At 72.9% G+C, this 15806-nt stretch carries 14 protein-coding genes; 7 read left to right on the top strand and 7 right to left on the bottom strand.

Annotation, left to right across the window (positions count from 1 at the left end; genetic code table 11):
* Positions 1 to 16: 16 nt before the first annotated feature.
* From ACXN5W_RS02725 to ACXN5W_RS02715, 3 genes are all read right to left on the bottom strand, one after another.
* Positions 17 to 973 (bottom strand): 4-(cytidine 5'-diphospho)-2-C-methyl-D-erythritol kinase, encoded by a 957-nt coding sequence (locus tag ACXN5W_RS02725; RefSeq protein WP_473156528.1) that lies wholly within the window; start codon positions 971 to 973, stop codon positions 17 to 19.
* An 80-nt stretch (positions 974 to 1053) separates the two neighbouring features.
* Positions 1054 to 1923, bottom strand: coding sequence for a 16S rRNA (adenine(1518)-N(6)/adenine(1519)-N(6))-dimethyltransferase RsmA (gene rsmA, locus ACXN5W_RS02720; RefSeq protein WP_473156527.1), 870 nt, complete (start codon positions 1921 to 1923; stop codon positions 1054 to 1056).
* Positions 1923 to 2915 (bottom strand): TatD family hydrolase, encoded by a 993-nt coding sequence (locus ACXN5W_RS02715; protein WP_473156526.1) that lies wholly within the window; start codon positions 2913 to 2915, stop codon positions 1923 to 1925. Before ACXN5W_RS02715 ends, rsmA begins: the two co-directional genes overlap by 1 nt.
* A 186-nt stretch (positions 2916 to 3101) precedes the next feature.
* On the opposite strand from ACXN5W_RS02715, the gene ACXN5W_RS02710 reads away from it, so the two are divergent.
* Complete coding sequence (locus ACXN5W_RS02710; protein ID WP_473156525.1) at positions 3102 to 4346, top strand: hypothetical protein; 1245 nt, start codon at positions 3102 to 3104, stop codon at positions 4344 to 4346.
* Positions 4347 to 4422: 76 nt separating this feature from the next.
* Here ACXN5W_RS02710 and metG read toward each other — a convergent pair whose 3' ends face one another.
* Positions 4423 to 6225, bottom strand: a complete 1803-nt coding sequence (gene metG / locus ACXN5W_RS02705) for a methionine--tRNA ligase (protein ID WP_473156524.1) — start codon at positions 6223 to 6225, stop codon at positions 4423 to 4425.
* A gap of 863 nt (positions 6226 to 7088) precedes the next feature.
* Between metG and ACXN5W_RS02700 the strand changes: the two genes are divergently transcribed.
* A complete protein-coding gene (locus tag ACXN5W_RS02700; RefSeq protein ID WP_473156523.1) occupies positions 7089 to 8141 on the top strand; it encodes a hypothetical protein in 1053 nt (350 codons plus the stop codon).
* 104 nt (positions 8142 to 8245) lie between these two features.
* Here the strand turns inward: ACXN5W_RS02700 and rsmI are convergent, their stop codons facing one another.
* Positions 8246 to 9097, bottom strand: coding sequence for a 16S rRNA (cytidine(1402)-2'-O)-methyltransferase (gene rsmI / locus ACXN5W_RS02695; protein ID WP_473156522.1), 852 nt, complete (start codon positions 9095 to 9097; stop codon positions 8246 to 8248).
* A gap of 88 nt (positions 9098 to 9185) precedes the next feature.
* Here rsmI and ACXN5W_RS02690 point away from each other — a divergent pair, with 88 nt between their 5' ends.
* From ACXN5W_RS02690 to ACXN5W_RS02680, 3 genes are all read left to right on the top strand, one after another.
* Positions 9186 to 10889: a dolichyl-phosphate-mannose--protein mannosyltransferase gene (locus ACXN5W_RS02690; RefSeq protein WP_473156521.1), complete on the top strand. Its 1704-nt coding sequence runs from the start codon at positions 9186 to 9188 to the stop codon at positions 10887 to 10889.
* Between the two features lie 623 nt (positions 10890 to 11512).
* Positions 11513 to 12166: an HNH endonuclease family protein gene (locus tag ACXN5W_RS02685; RefSeq protein WP_473156520.1), complete on the top strand. Its 654-nt coding sequence runs from the start codon at positions 11513 to 11515 to the stop codon at positions 12164 to 12166.
* A gap of 27 nt (positions 12167 to 12193) precedes the next feature.
* Positions 12194 to 12571: an MmcQ/YjbR family DNA-binding protein gene (locus tag ACXN5W_RS02680; protein ID WP_473156519.1), complete on the top strand. Its 378-nt coding sequence runs from the start codon at positions 12194 to 12196 to the stop codon at positions 12569 to 12571.
* A gap of 178 nt (positions 12572 to 12749) precedes the next feature.
* Here the strand turns inward: ACXN5W_RS02680 and ACXN5W_RS02675 are convergent, their stop codons facing one another.
* On the bottom strand, positions 12750 to 13874 hold the full coding sequence (locus ACXN5W_RS02675; RefSeq protein ID WP_473156518.1) for an FUSC family protein: 1125 nt from the start codon (positions 13872 to 13874) through the stop codon (positions 12750 to 12752).
* Positions 13875 to 14074: 200 nt separating this feature from the next.
* Between ACXN5W_RS02675 and ACXN5W_RS02670 the strand changes: the two genes are divergently transcribed.
* Positions 14075 to 14764, top strand: coding sequence for an alpha/beta fold hydrolase (locus ACXN5W_RS02670; protein ID WP_473156517.1), 690 nt, complete (start codon positions 14075 to 14077; stop codon positions 14762 to 14764).
* 141 nt (positions 14765 to 14905) lie between these two features.
* Here ACXN5W_RS02670 and ACXN5W_RS02665 read toward each other — a convergent pair whose 3' ends face one another.
* Complete coding sequence (locus ACXN5W_RS02665) at positions 14906 to 15478, bottom strand: GNAT family N-acetyltransferase (protein ID WP_473156516.1); 573 nt, start codon at positions 15476 to 15478, stop codon at positions 14906 to 14908.
* 50 nt (positions 15479 to 15528) lie between these two features.
* On the opposite strand from ACXN5W_RS02665, the gene ACXN5W_RS02660 reads away from it, so the two are divergent.
* On the top strand, positions 15529 to 15747 hold the full coding sequence (locus ACXN5W_RS02660; protein ID WP_473156515.1) for a hypothetical protein: 219 nt from the start codon (positions 15529 to 15531) through the stop codon (positions 15745 to 15747).
* The last annotated feature ends 59 nt before the right edge of the window (positions 15748 to 15806 follow it).

Raw genomic sequence — 15806 nt, 5'->3', positions numbered from 1 at the left:
CGGCGGTGCGAGCCGGTCAACCGACCCGGGCCCCGGCCACCGGACCGTGGGCGGTGCGGGCCAGCCGGCACACTCCGGCGGCGGTCAGCGCGGCAGCCACCCGGTCGGCGTGGCCGGCGTCGGTGGCGAGGAAGACGCAGGTCGGACCGGATCCGGAGACGATTCCCGCGAGCGCCCCGGCGTCCCGCCCGACGTCGAGCACGTCAGCCAGGGCGGGCCACAGGGAGAGGGCCGCGGACTCCAGGTCGTTGCCGAGCGCCTCGCCGAGTATCGCCGGATCGCGCTGGCGCAGCGCCGCGAGCAACCCGTCCGGGCTGCCAACGGGGAGTGGTGCGACCCCCGCGTCGCGCAACCGGTCGAGTTCGCCGTAGACCCGGGGGGTGGCGAGCCCGCCGTCGGCGATGGCCACCACCCAGTGCCAGGTGGTGGGTCGGACGAGTACGGGACTGACTGCCTCGCCGCGGCCGGTGCCCAGCGCCGTCCCGCCGAAGACCAGGAACGGGACGTCGGAGCCGAGACTCGCGGCGACGCTGGCGAGGTCGTCCCGGGTCAGACCGGTGCCCCACAACGCGTCGCAGGCGACCAGCGCGGCGGCCGCGTCGGCGCTGCCGCCGGCCAGCCCACCCGCGAGCGGGATCTGCTTACGCAGGTGCAGCCGGGCATGTGCCGGCACCCCGGCGTACGCGGCCAGCGCCCGGGCGGCCCGGATGATCAGGTTCGTCTCGTCCAGGGCCAACTCTCCGGTGCCCTCACCCTCCATGGTGAGGGTGAGGGTGTCACCGCGCCGGGCAGTCAACTCGTCGTAGATCGAGATGGCGTGGTAGACCGTGTGCAGCTCGTGGAAGCCGTCCGGGCGCAACGGGCCCACGCCGAGATGAAGGTTGATCTTGGCGGGAACGCGCACCCGCACCGGCCCGGCAGCGCCCCGGCGCGAGGTTTCGTCGTCCTCGTCGGGGCGCCATGCCTCCGTCACGGGGTGATGTCCCGGACACGCAGCCGCAACTCGAACGGCGTGGTCACGACCAACTCCTCCTCGGCGGGCACGCCGTCAGCCTACTGTGCGGCCGACGTACCGGCAGGGGCCGACGCGGCGATCGCGGCGAACTGCTCGACGGTGAGCGACTCACCCCTGGCGGTGGGGTCGACACCGGCCGCGACCAGCGCGGCAGCGGCCCGATCAGGCCCGCCGGCCCAACCGGCCAGGGCGGCGCGCAGGGTCTTGCGGCGCTGTGCGAACGCCGCGTCCACGACGGCGAAGACCAGCTCCCGGGGTACGTCCTGGACGGGCGGCTCGCGACGGCTGAACGCCACCAGCCCCGAGTCCACGTTCGGCACCGGCCAGAACACGTTGGGCGGTACCCGCCCGGCCGAACGGGCCGTGGCGTACCAGGCGATCTTGACCGAGGGAATGCCGTACACCCGGGAGCCGGGACCGGCGATCAGCCGGTCGGCCACCTCCTTCTGCACCATGACCAGGCCGCTGCGCAGCGTCGGCAGCTCGGCCAGCAGGTGCAGGACAACCGGCACCGCCACGTTGTAGGGCAGATTGGCCACCAACGCCGTCGGCGCCGGTTCGCCCAGGTCGGCGGCGGTCACCCGCAGCGCGTCGGCGCGATGCACCCGCAACCGGTCCGCGGCGGGTCCGGCGTACCGGGTCGCGGTCTCCGGCAGGGCGCCGGCCAGCACCGGATCGATCTCGACCGCGTGCACCTGCCGGACCACCGGCAGCAGGGCCAGGGTCAGCGAGCCCAGCCCCGGTCCCACCTCGACCACCACGTCGTCCCCGGTGAGGCCGGCGGCGGCCACGATCCGACGGACCGTGTTCGGGTCATGCACGAAGTTCTGCCCGAGTTTCTTCGTCGGCGTCACCCCGAGCCGGGCCGCCAACTCCCGGATCTCCACCGGCCCCAGCAGCCCTGCCATCACCACCCGCCGAAGGCACGGTCGCCGGTGGCGGAGATCGCCGCGCACAGCTTGGCCAGCTCGGTGCCGGTGGTGTCGGCGAGCGCCCGGACGGTCAGCGGGATCAGGTACGACGCGTTGGGCCGGCCCCGGTACGGAGTCGGCGTCAGGAACGGGGCGTCGGTCTCCACGAGCAGCTGGTCGACCGGCGTGATCCGGGCCGCCTCGCGGAGCGCGGCGGCGCTGGCGAAGGTGACCGTGCCGGCGAAACTGAGCAGGTACCCGCGCCGGACGCACTCGGCGGCGAACTCCGCGTCGCCGGAGAAGCAGTGCAGCACGACGGTGTCCGGCGCACCCTCGTCGTCGAGTACCCGCAGCACGTCCGAGTGCGCGTCCCGATCGTGGATCATCAGCGGCTTGCCGTACCGCTTGGCGATGGCGATGTGCGCCCGGAAGCTGGTCTCCTGCGCGGCCCGGCCCTCCTCACCGGTACGGAAGAAGTCCATCCCGGTCTCACCGATCCCGCGTACCCGGTCCTGCCCGGCCAGCGCCTCGATCTCGCGCAACGCCTCGTCCAGGTCGGCCAGCCGGGGTGCCTCGTTGGGATGCAGCGCGACCGTGGCCAGCACCGCCGGATGCCGGGCCGCCAGCTCGGCACCCCAGCGGGAGGACTCGACGTCCACGCCGACCTGTACCAGCCGGTCCACCCCGACCGCGCGGGCCGCGGCCACGATCACCTCGACCGGATCGGCGCCCACCCCGCCCGGACCGCCGACCACCGGACCACCGGCGCCGGAGCCCGCGACCGGTGGCGCGGCGGCGTTGGAGCCCGGGACTCGTGGCGCGGTGTCCGTCGTCGCCGGTCCGAGCGACGGTACGCCGGCCTCGGCGACCGTGATGTCGAGGTGGGTATGGCTGTCGAGCACCGGAACGGGCAGCGGCTCGGGCGCCGGCGGAAACTCGCCGGCCCGGCGGGCGGCCCGCTGGCGGCGGGTTTCGGTCGGCTCACTCATCATCGGCCAGCATCACATACGGGCGGACGTGGTCGACGGCCGACGCCACCGGTGCGGCCCGGACCACCTGGCAGGCCACCCGGCTTGAGCGTCGCGCTCCGCAGCCGCGGATATCCGGACGGTCGCGATCGACTGTAAACCTCCTGTTCATCTGCCGGGAACCGGATCTGCCTAGCGTCTCCAGGTGTGAGCCTCAGCCCCGGATCCCACCAGCTCCCGGCGACCGCGACCGGTCTGTGGGTCTCCCTCGACGGCGTCGCCTATCCGGCCGACGAGATCGCCCGGGGCGCCGCGTACGAGGTGTTCAGCGCCGAACCCGCCGCCGGGTTCGAGCCCAGCCCGCAGCGGGAGGCCCGACTGCCCTGGCACCGCTACGTCCACGCCAGCGAGGTGGACGCGGTCCGGGGTGCCAGCGGGGACGGCGAGTTGGACGCGCCGCTCATGGCACCGGTGAGCCGGCGGCGCACCTGGGCCGACCTGCACCAGCTCAGCCAGCGGCCGGCCGCCGCCGCCGACCCGGTGCTGGCCGCGCTCCGCGCCTCGGCCGTGATCCGGCGCGGCACCCCGATGGTGAAGGTGCTCTCGGCGCGGCAGCTCGCCGGTTTCGTCCGGGGCTGGCTGCCGTACGGCTTCTGCTACCGCGAGTACGACGTGGCCCACCTGCGTACCCCGAACGACCTGGCGGTGTTGCGCAGCGATCCCGACCCCGCCCGGGACGACTCGGAGGTCGCCTTCGCGCTGCGCTGGCGGGCCATCGACCCGATCGACTACGAGTTCCCGACCGCCGGGACGTACCCGGGACTGGTCACGATGCCACCGCACGACCGGGTGGGTCCGCCGGTGCTCGGCACCGGGTTCACCCCCAGCGGCCGGCAGCTCATCCCGGAGTTCGTCACCCGCGACCTGGCCGACCTGCCGATGCCGGCCAACGCGGCCCTGGTCGCGTACCCGGCCTCCGGTGAGGAGGTGGTGCTCTACACGTACCGGCCGGAGCAGCGCGGGTGGCTGCGGATGGCCGGGCCGCGCTGGCGGCACCTGCTGGCGGCGGTGCCGGGCGTCTCCCCCGACCAGGAGTACGTACCGGCCGGCGAGGAGCCGGCCGCGCGGCTGGTCGGCGAACGGCACGGCGAGGAGTACGAGGCGGTGGCCGACCTGCCGGGTGGCTTCCGGGTGCTGGCGATGACCCGGGCCGCCCGGTTCCCGGTGGATGCGGTACGCCGCCGGATGCGGTTCGCGACCTGGCGCGGAGCGCGCTGTCTGGTGCTGCGGGCCGACGGCGCCTGGTTGCGGGTCCGGCTGTGCCGGCCGGACCAGGACTCGGTGGCCGCCCTCGGCGCGCAGTGCAACGAACGGGGCATCTACGAGGCGTGGGCTCCGGTCGGCGAGGTCAGCGACGACCGGAGCGTCGACCTGGTCTACCCGGCGGCGTGACGGGCCGGGCGGACCGCCGTCACCCGGACGCGGACCGCCGTCGCCCGGAGGCCGCCAGGCAGCCGCCACGGCCCGGTCAGCCGCCCAGGCGGGCCAGTTCCTCCTCGACGATCGACGGGTCGAGCTTGCGGAACACCGGCTTGGGCGCGGCCAGCGGGCGACCGGGCTCGATCGGCGTCGACTCCCAGCGCGCGCCGGTGGTGTAGTCACCGGTCAGCACCGGGTACGCCGGGCCGCCGTCCAGATCCTCGACCTGCACGATGGACGGCATCGGGGCGTGTACGCCGGTGCCGCCGAGCAGTTCGTGGATCTTCTGGGCGGAGTGCGGCAGGAACGGGGTGAGCAGCGTGTTGGCGTCGCTCACCACCTGGAGCGCGACGTGCAGGATGGTGCCCATCCGCGGCTTGTCGGCCTCGCCCTTGAGCTTCCAGGGCGCCTGCTCGGAGAGGTACTTGTTGGCCTCGGCTACCACCCGCATGGCCTCGCCGATCGCCTGCTTCTGCCGGTGCCGGCCGATCAGGTCACCCACCGTCCCGAACCCGGCCCGTGCGGTGGCCAGCAGGGCCTCGTCGGCCTCGGTGAGCCCGGCCGGATCGATCGGCGGGATGGCGCCGAAGTTCTTGGCGGCCATCGAGACGGACCGGTTGACCAGGTTGCCCCAGCCGGCCACCAGTTCGTCGTTGTTGCGGCGCAGGAACTCCGCCCAGGTGAAGTCGGTGTCCTGGCTCTCCGGTCCGGCCACTGCGATGAAGTAGCGCAGGGCGTCGGCGTCGTACCGTTCGAGGAAGTCCCGGACGTAGATCACCACCTGGCGGGACGAGGAGAACTTGCGGCCCTCCATCGTGAGGAACTCGCTCGACACCACCTCGGTGGGCAGGTTGAGCCGGCCGTACCGGCCGGGTTCGCCGTCCCGGTCGCCCTCGCCGGAGTACCCGAGCAGCAGCCCCGGCCAGATCACCGAGTGGAAGACGATGTTGTCCTTGCCCATGAAGTAGTAGCCGCGCGCGGTCTTGCCCTCGGCGTCGGCGGCCCACCACTTCCGCCAGGCCTCCGGGTCACCACTGCGCCGGGCCCACTCGATGGAGGCGGAAAGGTACCCGATCACCGCGTCGAACCAGACGTAGATGCGCTTGTCGGTGCGGTCCCGCCAGTCCTCCAGCGGGATCGGTACGCCCCATTCCAGGTCCCGGGTGATCGCGCGGGGCTGGAGGTCGTCGAGCAGGTTCTTCGAGAACCGCAGCACGTTGGGCCGCCAGCCCTCGCGGCTGTCCAGCCACCGGCCGAGCGCAGCGGCCAGGGCCGGCAGGTCCAGGAAGAAGTGCTCGGTCTCGACGAACTTCGGCGGCTCCCCGTTGATCTTCGAGCGGGGGTTGATCAGGTCGACCGGGTCGAGCTGGTTGCCGCAGTTGTCGCACTGGTCGCCGCGCGCGCTGTCGTAGCCGCAGATCGGGCAGGTGCCCTCGATGTAGCGGTCCGGCAGGGTCCGCCCGGTGGACGGCGAGATGGCGCCCATGGTCACCCGGGGGATGATGTAGCCGTTGCGGTACATCCCCTCGAAGATCTCCTGCACCACGGCGTAGTGGTTACGGGTGGTGGTGCGGGTGAACAGGTCGTACGAGAGACCCAGCCCGTGCAGGTCCTCGACGATCACCCGGTTGTAGCGGTCGGCCAGCTCCCGGGCGCTGACCCCCTCCTTGTCCGCCTGCACCTGGATGGGGGTTCCGTGTTCGTCGGTGCCGGAAACCATGAGCACGTCGTGGCCGGCCATTCGCATGTATCGGCTGAACACGTCGGAGGGCACCCCGAAACCGGAGACGTGGCCGATGTGACGCGGGCCGTTGGCATACGGCCAGGCGACCGCCGCGAGAACGTGACTCATGACAGGCAAGCCTAATGACCCACCGGGCACGGCCGTGAACCAACGCCGGTGGCGCCGGACGCGGGCCGGCCGGAATGGTCAATCAAGCCCACTTCGACACGCCGAGTCACCTGTTGGTTTCGATCAGTAACCCGTAGTGCAATGGCGAGGTGACTGGAGACCCAGCACCGCGTCAGGCTGCCGAAAACCGGACGGACCCTCCCGTCGTACCGCCGGCCCGGGGCAGAACATCCGCCCGGGGCCGGGCGCCCGCACCAGCCGGCGCCCTCCCTCCACCCACTCCGGCCGTCGGCGCGACTCCCGGCTCGGCTTCCGGCAGAGCTTCCGCGCCGGCTGCCGGCCGGGTCCCCGCGCCCACCCCCGGCCGGCCGGCGCCGGTCGTCGGACGAGCGACGGCCCCGCCGGCCCGGAAGGGCGCGGAGGACTCGACCCCGCCCGATGCCGACGCTCCGGTCGCGACCGATATCGACCCGCAACCCGTACCCGACACCCCGATCACACCCGATGCCGACGCCGACACGCCCGGATCCAGCACCGACACGACCGGACCCAGCACCGAGGCGGGCGGGACCGACACCGAGGCGGCCGGGGCCGACGCCGAGGCGACCGAGACCCACACCGGAACAGGCGGGACCCACGCCGGGGCAGACGGGGCCGACGCCGGGACAGACGGGACAGACGCCGGGACAGGCGGGACCGGTCCGGACGAGGTTCCGGCCGTCACCACCGTCCGGATCGCCACGGGACGGGTCCGGGCACCCCGGGCCCGGACGGTCCCGGCCCCGGCCGACCCGGGCGAGGATGCCGAGCCCGCACCGGGCGACGCCGCGGATGGGCCGACCGGCCCGCAGCCGGCACCGGCAGTGGGCGACCTGGAGACCGCCGAAGCGGCCGGGCCAGCCGACGGCGCGGACGGCGCCCAACCAGTGGAACCGCTCGATGGCGGGGTCGCCACCGCACCGGTCGGGCCGGCTGGCAGCGCGATCGGAGCGGGCAAACCAGCCACCGACGGGATCGGCGTGGGCCGCCCCGCGCCGGCACCGCGCCGGGGCAAGGCGGCGGGAACCGGAGCCGGCAAACGGGTCGGTACCGCAACCGGTCCGCCGGACAGCGTCAGCCCACCGGAGGGTACGGCCGAACCGGCCATCGAGGCCACCACCGGAGCCCCGGTCGGCTCGCTACCCCGACGCGCACCCGTGCGGCAACAGCCGACCGGGTGGTCCGCCCCCGGCGAGGGTGGCCGGACCGGGACGGATGCCGACCCGGCGGGGCCGGTGGAGGGGGTCGACGAACCGGCCTTCTGGCTGCCCATCGAGGATGTCCACTGGGATGGTCGACCCGTCCGGCGGGAACGCGAGACCTGGTTGGGCCGTTGGCGTGCCGCACGGGCGGCGGCGCACCGGGCCACCCGACCGCCGCCGCCACCCCGGCGTCCACTGGTCGGGCTCACCGGGCTGGTGCTGTTCGCGCTGGCCGCCGGCTTCTTCTCGTGGGTCACCGCCGAGCCGCTGTGGCTGGCGACGGGCCACGGCGCGCGTGGGGTGGTGACCATCTCCTGGTGCGCCGGGCACGGCGTCGGGCTGCACTGCCGGGGCGGGTTCACGGCCGAAGCCGGTTGGACCAGCCCGGCCGTGTCGGTCACCGGGGTGAGCCCGAAGGCACGCGCCACGGGTACCCGGGTCGGCGCCCGGATGGTCGACGCCGGCGCCGGGAAGGCGTACGCGGATGCCGGTGCCGCCGACCGGCACCTGCGCTGGCTGCTCGGCCTGGTCGCGGCGCTGCTGTGCGGTCCGGGGATCGTCTGGGCGACCGGGGCCCGCCGGCTGCCGGATCTCCAGGTACGGCGCAGCGCGACCCTGGTCGCGCTGGCCGGCCCGGTCCTGCTGGTCGCCGGCTTCCTGCTGGCGACCTTCTGAGCCGCGACCGGGGCGGCAGCGGATCCGCGACCGAGGAGGGTGGATCCTCGATCGGCCCCCGGCGGCGAGCCCGCAGGACGCCGCCCGACGGGCGTCAACGGCGGTCAGGGCGCGTGGACCACGGCGTACACCTCGCGCCGGCGCAGGCCATACTCGGTGGCGACGGCGGCGATGGCGTCCCGCCGGGAGGCTCCGGCGGCCTCCAGCGCCGACACGGCGGCCCGCAGCGCGTCGTCGTCGGGCCGGACCGCCGGACCGGCCGGGGCGCCGCCGACCACCAGGGTGATCTCGCCGCGCGGGTTCGCCGTGGCGGCCCACTCGGCCAGCTCGCCGAGCGGCCGACGCAGCACCTCCTCGTACGTCTTGGTCAGCTCGCGGCACAACGCGGCCGGCCGGTCCGCGCCGAACGCCTCGGCGAGGTCGGCCAGCGCGCCGGCGATCCGGTGCGGGGCCTCGAACAGCACCAGCGTCCGCTCCTCGGCGGCCAGTTCGCGCAGCCGGCTGCGCCGGGCGCCGCCGGACCGGGGCAGGAAGCCCTCGAAGCAGAACCGGTCGCAGGGCAGCCCGGAGACCGCGAGCGCCGTGGTGACCGCGCTCGGGCCGGGCGCCACGGTGACCGGTACGCCGGCCTCCAGCGCGCCGCGTACCAGCCGGTAACCGGGGTCCGAGACGCTGGGCATGCCGCCGTCGGTGACCACCGCCACCGTCGCGCCGTCGAGGAGGGCCTGGACCAGTTCTGGGGTACGGCGTTCCTCGTTGCCCTCGAAGTAGGAAACGACCCGCCCGGACAGCGTGATCGTCAGATCCCGGCTCAGCCGGCTCAGCCGGCGGGTGTCCTCGGCCGCCACCACATCGGCCGTGGTCAACACCTCACGCAGCCGGGCGGAGGCGTCGGCAGGGTTGCCCAACGGCGCTCCGACCAGCACCAACCGGCCGCTTCCGGGGTTCTCCGACACGTGGCGACTCCTTGTGGATCATTCCCGATTGGCGGGCCGACGGTGATGAGAGCCACCGTTTTTGACCCTGGCAGCCTACGATCGCTTGGTGACCTCGGCGTCGACAGCGCAGACCACGAGCCCGGACAACGCCCGTACCGGCGATAATCCCAGCTCAGCGGCCGATGACCCAGCGGTGCCGCCGGACGCGGCCACCGGCACCCCCGCGGCGCGGGGGCTGCCGGACGCCGTCCGGCGTCGGCTGGCGCCACTGGAGGACCGACTCGGTTCCAGATCCTGGCTCGCCACCTTCGTCGTGGTGGCGATCGCCGCGATCCTGCGGCTGGTCGGCCTCAGCCATCCGCCGGGGAAGATCTTCGACGAGATCTACTACGCCCGGGACGCCTGGGGGCTGCTCAACCACGGCGCCGAGTGGAACTACGAGACCAACACCCCGTCGTACGTGGTCCACCCGCCGCTGGGCAAGTGGCTCATCGCACTGGGTGAGTGGGCGTTCGGCTACGCGGACAACGACCAGCACATCTCCGTGCCGGGGCACCTGACCACGACCGCGCCCGAGTTCGGCTGGCGGATCTCGGCCGCGATCGTCGGCATCCTCGGGGTGCTGCTGATGGTCCGGATCGCCCGCCGGATGTTCCGGTCGACCGTGCTCGGCTGCGCGGCGGGACTGCTGATGGCGCTGGACGGCTTCCAGCTGGTGCTGGCCCGGACCGCGCTGCTGGACGGGTTCCTGATGTTCTTCGTGCTCGCCGCGTTCGGCGCGCTGGTGCTGGACCGCGACATGCGCCGCAAGCGCTGGTTGCGGGCCCTGGAGGACGGCTTCGATCCGACCCGCACCCGGCACCTGCCCACCGGCGTGCCGTGGTGGCGGTTCGGCTCGGCGGTGCTGCTCGGCTGCGCCGTCTCGGTGAAGTGGAGCGCGATCTACTTCGTCGTCGCCTTCGTCATCCTGGCCGTGCTCTGGGACGTCGGCGCGCGCCGCTCGGTGGGCATCCGGCGGCCCTGGCTCGACACCCTGGCCGGTGAGTTCGGCTGGCTGGTACTCAGCGGCGTGCTGGTGCTCGGCACCTACCTGCTGTCCTGGTCGGGGTGGTTCCTCACGGACGGCGGCTACTTCCGGCACTTCCTGGCCGACAGCGGGCACTCAGAGCCGCCGGTGATCGGGGCGCTGCGCAACCTGTGGCACTACCACGTCGAGGTGTACAAGTTCCACACCACGCTCGACAAGCCACACAAGTACCAGTCCTGGCCGTGGCAGTGGCTGCTGCTGGGCCGTCCGGTCGCCTTCTACTACTCCGGCAACGGGCCGTGCGGGGGGCCGAGCTGCTCGTCCGAGGTGCTGCTGCTCGGTACGCCGCTGCTGTGGTGGTCGTTCCTGCCCGCCCTGGTCGGCACCGCCTGGCTGGGCATCGCCCGCCGGGACTGGCGGGCCGGCGGCCTGCTGCTCTGCGTGGGCGCGGGTCTGCTGCCCTGGTTCTGGTACGCCTTCGACAGCCGGACGATGTTCTCCTTCTACGCGGCGCCGACCGTGCCGTTCCTGATCCTCGCCGTGGTGTACGTGCTCGGCGCCATCATGAGTCCGGTCACGGCGGACCTGCCGGTACGCCTGGAGGCCCCACCCGCACCCGATGACGACCGCGTCGACCGGCGGGTGGTCGGCGCGGCGGTTGCCGGCGCGTACGTGCTGGCGGTGGCGATCTGCTTCGCGTACTTCTATCCGATCTTCGTCGCCAAGGGGCTCACCTACGCCGAATGGTCGGCGCGGATGTGGTTGGGCGGTCGCTGGATCTGAGCCGGTGCCGGGCCGGGCGGCTCCGGCACCCGGCCGCACCTCTGCACCGCCCGCCGCACTGATCGACCGGCCGGGACGGTGGAAGGCCGCTCGTCGACCGGCCGGGACGGTGGAAGGTCGCTCGCGTTCGGCGGGGGATGTGCTCTCGGCCGGTCAGGGCGTGGCCATAGCCAGGTTGTGGTCACAGTCGGGGGCGGGGGTTGGAACCACCCCGGCGCGGAAGCGCGGCGACACCCCGAGAAGGACACCCTGAACAAATAGGTGCGCGCCCCGATCGCCTGCCACGGGGGAAGCGGGCGATTGGAGCGCGCAGATCAAGCTTAACCACCGTAGTTGCCTGGCACAACGGGGCAGCGGGAGTCAGATTCCCGACGATCGGTCAACGCACCCGCGGGCGCCCAGGTCAACGCCCTGCGCGACCGGCCGGGGAAGGCCGGGGCCGAAGGTGTCGACGGGTACCGGACAACGGCGCCGACGCCGACTCAACGCCCAGGTTCCGCCGACCGGCCCGAGCTGTCCAGGTCCGTGGAGTGCCGTTCCGCAATCGTTCACCTCCGTGTATTGCCAGCAGACGCATTCATGGGGCTAGCTGTATCCAGCGAACTTCTTCGATCGGAGTCAGCATGTCCCGAGTTCTCCGCTGGTCGGCCACCCTGCTGGCCAGCATCACGGCCGCCACCCTCGGCCTGGTCAGCCCCGCCCACGCGGCCAGCACCTCGCAGCCGCTGCGCACGATGATCGCCAACCTGCCAGTCGCCACCGAGGTACGCACCGGCTACAGCCGCAGCCTCTTCCCGCTCTGGATCGACGCCGACGGCGACGGCTGCAACACCCGGTACGAGGTGCTGATCGCGGAGGCGGTCACCGCGCCCTCGGTCGGCTCCGGCTGTTCGCTGTCCGGCGGGCGGTGGTACTCGTACTACGACGCCGCGTACTGGACCGCCACCGCCGACCTGGACATCGACCATGTCGTACCGCTGGCCGAGGCGTGGGACTCCGGAGCGCGCTCCTGGACCACCAGCCGCCGCCAGTCGTACGCGAATGACCTGGGCGACTACCGCGCACTCGCCGCGGTGACCGACAACGTCAACCAGGCCAAGGGTGACCAGGATCCGGCCACCTGGATGCCCACCTATGAGCGGTGCCGGTACGTCGGCGAATGGACGGCGGTGAAGACCCGTTGGCGGCTGAGCGTGGACAGCGCCGAGAAGAGCGCGCTGACCAGCTACGCCAGCTCCTGCACCAACGTGACGATCTCGGTAACCTACGCCTACTGACGTGCCTGGAGGGCAGGGGTGGGGCGGATGGATCTGCTGGAACAGGTACGCGCCATCTGCCTCGCCCTGCCCGAGGTGACCGAACGGCCCAGCCACGGCGCCCCGACCTGGTTCGTCCGGGGCAAGACCACCTTCGTGATGCTGCACGAGGACGGCCACCACCGGAACGGGTTTCCACACCTGTGGTGCGCCGCCCCACCCGGCGCCCAGCCGGAACTGATCGCGGTTGATCCCGAGCGGTTCTTCCGGCCACCGTACGTGGGCGGTCGCGGCTGGCTGGGCGTACGGCTGGACGGCGGGGTCGACTGGACCGAGATCGCCGAGCTGTGCGCCGATGCCTACCGGACGGTGGCGCCCAAGAAGCTGGCCGCCCTCCTCGACGACACCGGAGTCCGCCCGGACTGAGCGCACCAGGCGCGGGCCGGCCACACCGGTGTCACGCCCTGCGCAACCGATCCAGCGAACACAACAGGTCCGGCGTTAACGGGTCCGGCGTTAATTAACGGGTCCGACGTTAACGGGTCCGGAGTTAACAAGGGGCCCTTGCTATACAAAAAGCGATAACAAGGTGCCCTTCCTTACGTCAGACCGGGGGGAGGCCGAGAGCGTCGTCGACCCGGGCGAGCACCTCGGCGTCGTCATCGCCGCCCACCCCACGCAACAGGTCGATGGCGGTGGCCCGGACCTGGCCGATGATCATGATCAGTGGCAGCGGCGGTCCCGCCGCGAAGAGGCCGCCGGCCAGCCGTACCGCCGCCAACGCGGCCCGTTCCGCCTCCTCGGCGTACCGGTCGGCGGCGGCGTCCTCCCGGGTCAGGTCGGCGGCCAGCGCCTCGCCGGCCGCCCGCACGGCGTCGGCCAGCGACCGCAGCGCCGCGAGCAGGTCGGTCGGTACCCCGGCCGGCAGTCGGGTCAGCGTCACGGCGGCCCGCGCCAGCACCCGGACGTTGCGGACGGCATAGTCGGCCTGCCGGGTCGAGGCGTCCACCGCGTGTACCCGGCGCAGGTGCCGACGCCGACGTACGTGCAGGCGCAGCGCCTCGCCAGCGGCCGTGACCTCCGCCTGCAACCTGTCGACCGCGGCGTCCATGCCCCGAGCCCGGGTGAGCGCCGCCCGGGCCCCGGGCTCGCTGTGCCGCTCCAGCGCTCCGCCGATCTCCTCGACCAGCCCAGCGAGCTGGCCGAACAGCTCGCTGGCCTGCGCCACCAGTGGGGCCAGCGGGTTGCGGGCCGCCACGAGCTGGCTGGCCAGCACCGCGACGCCACCACCGATCAGCGCGTCGACGAAGCGGAACGGCACCAGGCTGGTCGTGGTGGGGCTGACCACCACGAGATAGAGCGCGGAAACCGCGGCCTGTACGACGGTGATCGTGCTGGCCCCGACCGCCACGGCGAGCGCGAGGGTGAGCAGGATGACCGTGAAGATCGTCCAGGTGCCGCGCGGGCCCAGCGCCTGGATCACCAGGTCCGCGACGAGCACCCCGCCGGCCACCCCGAGCACCACCTCGACGGCGCGGCGGATCCGCTGGCCCCGGGTCTGGCCGAGCACGATCAGGGCGGCGGCCGGTGCGAAGAACGGCTGCGGATGCCCGACCAGCCGGGTGTCCAGCACCCAGGCCAGGGTCGCCGCCAGGGTCGCCTCGGCGATCGGCAGCCAGCCGTGGCGTAGCCGACCCGCACCACGACGCAGCCAACCCAACTGGACCATCCCCGCCTCCTCGCCAGCGGCGTCGCGCCCCGGTCTACCCCCACCGGTCACCAACCTAACGGCGGAAGCCGCAGCCCACCGCCGGTGGCCCACCGACCCGCTCACAGGTTGCCGATCCGTCCGGGCGGTCCGAGCTACCGCGGTAGCGCTGGTACCGTCCGGCGACACGATGGATTCCGGTGTGGGCGTTGGGGGCACGCATGACGGAGACGCGCTATTTCGACGTTGGCGAGGTACGGCTGGCGGCCACGATCGCTGGACCGGTCGACGCGATCCCGCTGGTGCTGCTGCACGGCGGCGGTAACAACCGGTCGAGCTGGGACCCGGTGCTCCCCGCCCTGGCCACCGACCGCCGGGTCCACGCCGTCGACCTGCGTGGCTTCGGCGACAGCGACCGGCCGGCGGCGTACTCCTTGGAACTGATGCGCGACGACGTGCTGGGCCTGTTCGACGTGCTCGGTGCCGACCGCATCGATCTGATCGGCCACTCGATGGGCGGCACGGTGGCCTGGCTGGTCGCGCAGGAAAGCCCGGAGCGGATCCGCCGGCTGGTCGTCGAGGACAGCGCCCCACCGAAGGCAACCGCGCCACGGAGTCTGGACCTCGGGCCCCGCCCGGTCGAGGAGCCGCCGTTCGACTGGGACGCGCTGGCGGCCGTCATCGGCCAGCTCAACAAGCCGGACCCCCGATGGTGGGAGCGGATCCCGCTGGTGACCGCGCCGACTCTGGTGCTGGCCGGCGGGCCGGCCAGTCACGTACCGCAGCAGGACCTGGTCGAGGCTGCGGCGCTGGTGTCGGACGGACGGCTCGTGGAGATACCGGTGGGTCACCGCATCCACCGTGATGCGCCGGAGGAGTTCGTCGCCGCCGTTCGCCCCTTCCTCGACTGAGCCAGCGCCGCCATCGTTGACCACAATGCGTCAGCCCCGATCCCAACGGCCGTGGTGATCCTCCGGGCCCCGGCCGACAGGAGCCAGTGGGCATGTCGCATCGCACACCCGGTCCGCCGTCGCGTCCGCCCTGGATCGACGCTACGCCACCGCCGGGCCGGTCCGGGACCGCCATTCCCGGTCGAGGATCGCGAAGACGAGCTGGTCGGCCCACTCACCCCGGAACGGGTAACTCTCGACGTGCCGCGCCTCGCACCGCATGCCGAGCCGGGCCATCAGCCGGGCCGACGCGGTGTTGTCGGCGTGACAACGGCCGTAGACGCGGTGCAGACCGAACTTCTCGAATCCCCAGCACAGCAGCGCGGCGACGGCCTCGGTGGCCAGTCCCCGGCCCTGGTGGTCGGGGTTGAAGACGTACCCGATCTCCCCCGCGCGCTCGGCGGCGCTGCGCCAGACCAGCTCGACGGTACCGATCACCCGGCCATCCGCCTCGGCCGCCAGGGTCAGGCAGTCACCCTCGGCCCGCAGCACGTCCTCGGAAACCATCGCCGCCACGGAGTCCCTGGACTGTTCGCGGGTGCGTGGCCCGGCGCCCAGCATCCAGCGCGCCACGTCGGGTCGACGCTGGTAGTCGTACACGTCGTCGAGGTCGGCGAGGGTGACCGGGCGCAGGGCGAGCCGTGCGGTTCGGATCGGGTACGTCGGCTGGACCATTTGGGCGATCCTAGGTGCCCGACCGGTTGACGCGGGAATGGCACGGACCGATGAGTTCGCAGGCCGGCGGCGGTCAACCCGTGCGGGAGATCGCGGGCCGGTGCCGGGTCGCCCGGCTGCCCGTCGTGTTCGGCGAATCTGTCGTACCCGTCGAATACAACTACCGCACCAAGCGGGAGTGGCAGGCGGACGACGGCGGCACCGGGCTCCGCCACCACAGCCGGCACCGGCACCGAGCCGGTTGCCGACCCGTACCGGGGGGGGAGTAGCGGGGGGGAGGCCGCCCGGTGTAAAGGCAAGGGGGAGGTCCTCCCGCAGGTCTGGGTAA

The organism is Plantactinospora sp. A48, from assembly GCF_055793945.1.
The sequence above is the reverse complement of the archived record's forward strand: the minus strand, read 5'-3'. Positions and strand labels throughout refer to the sequence as shown.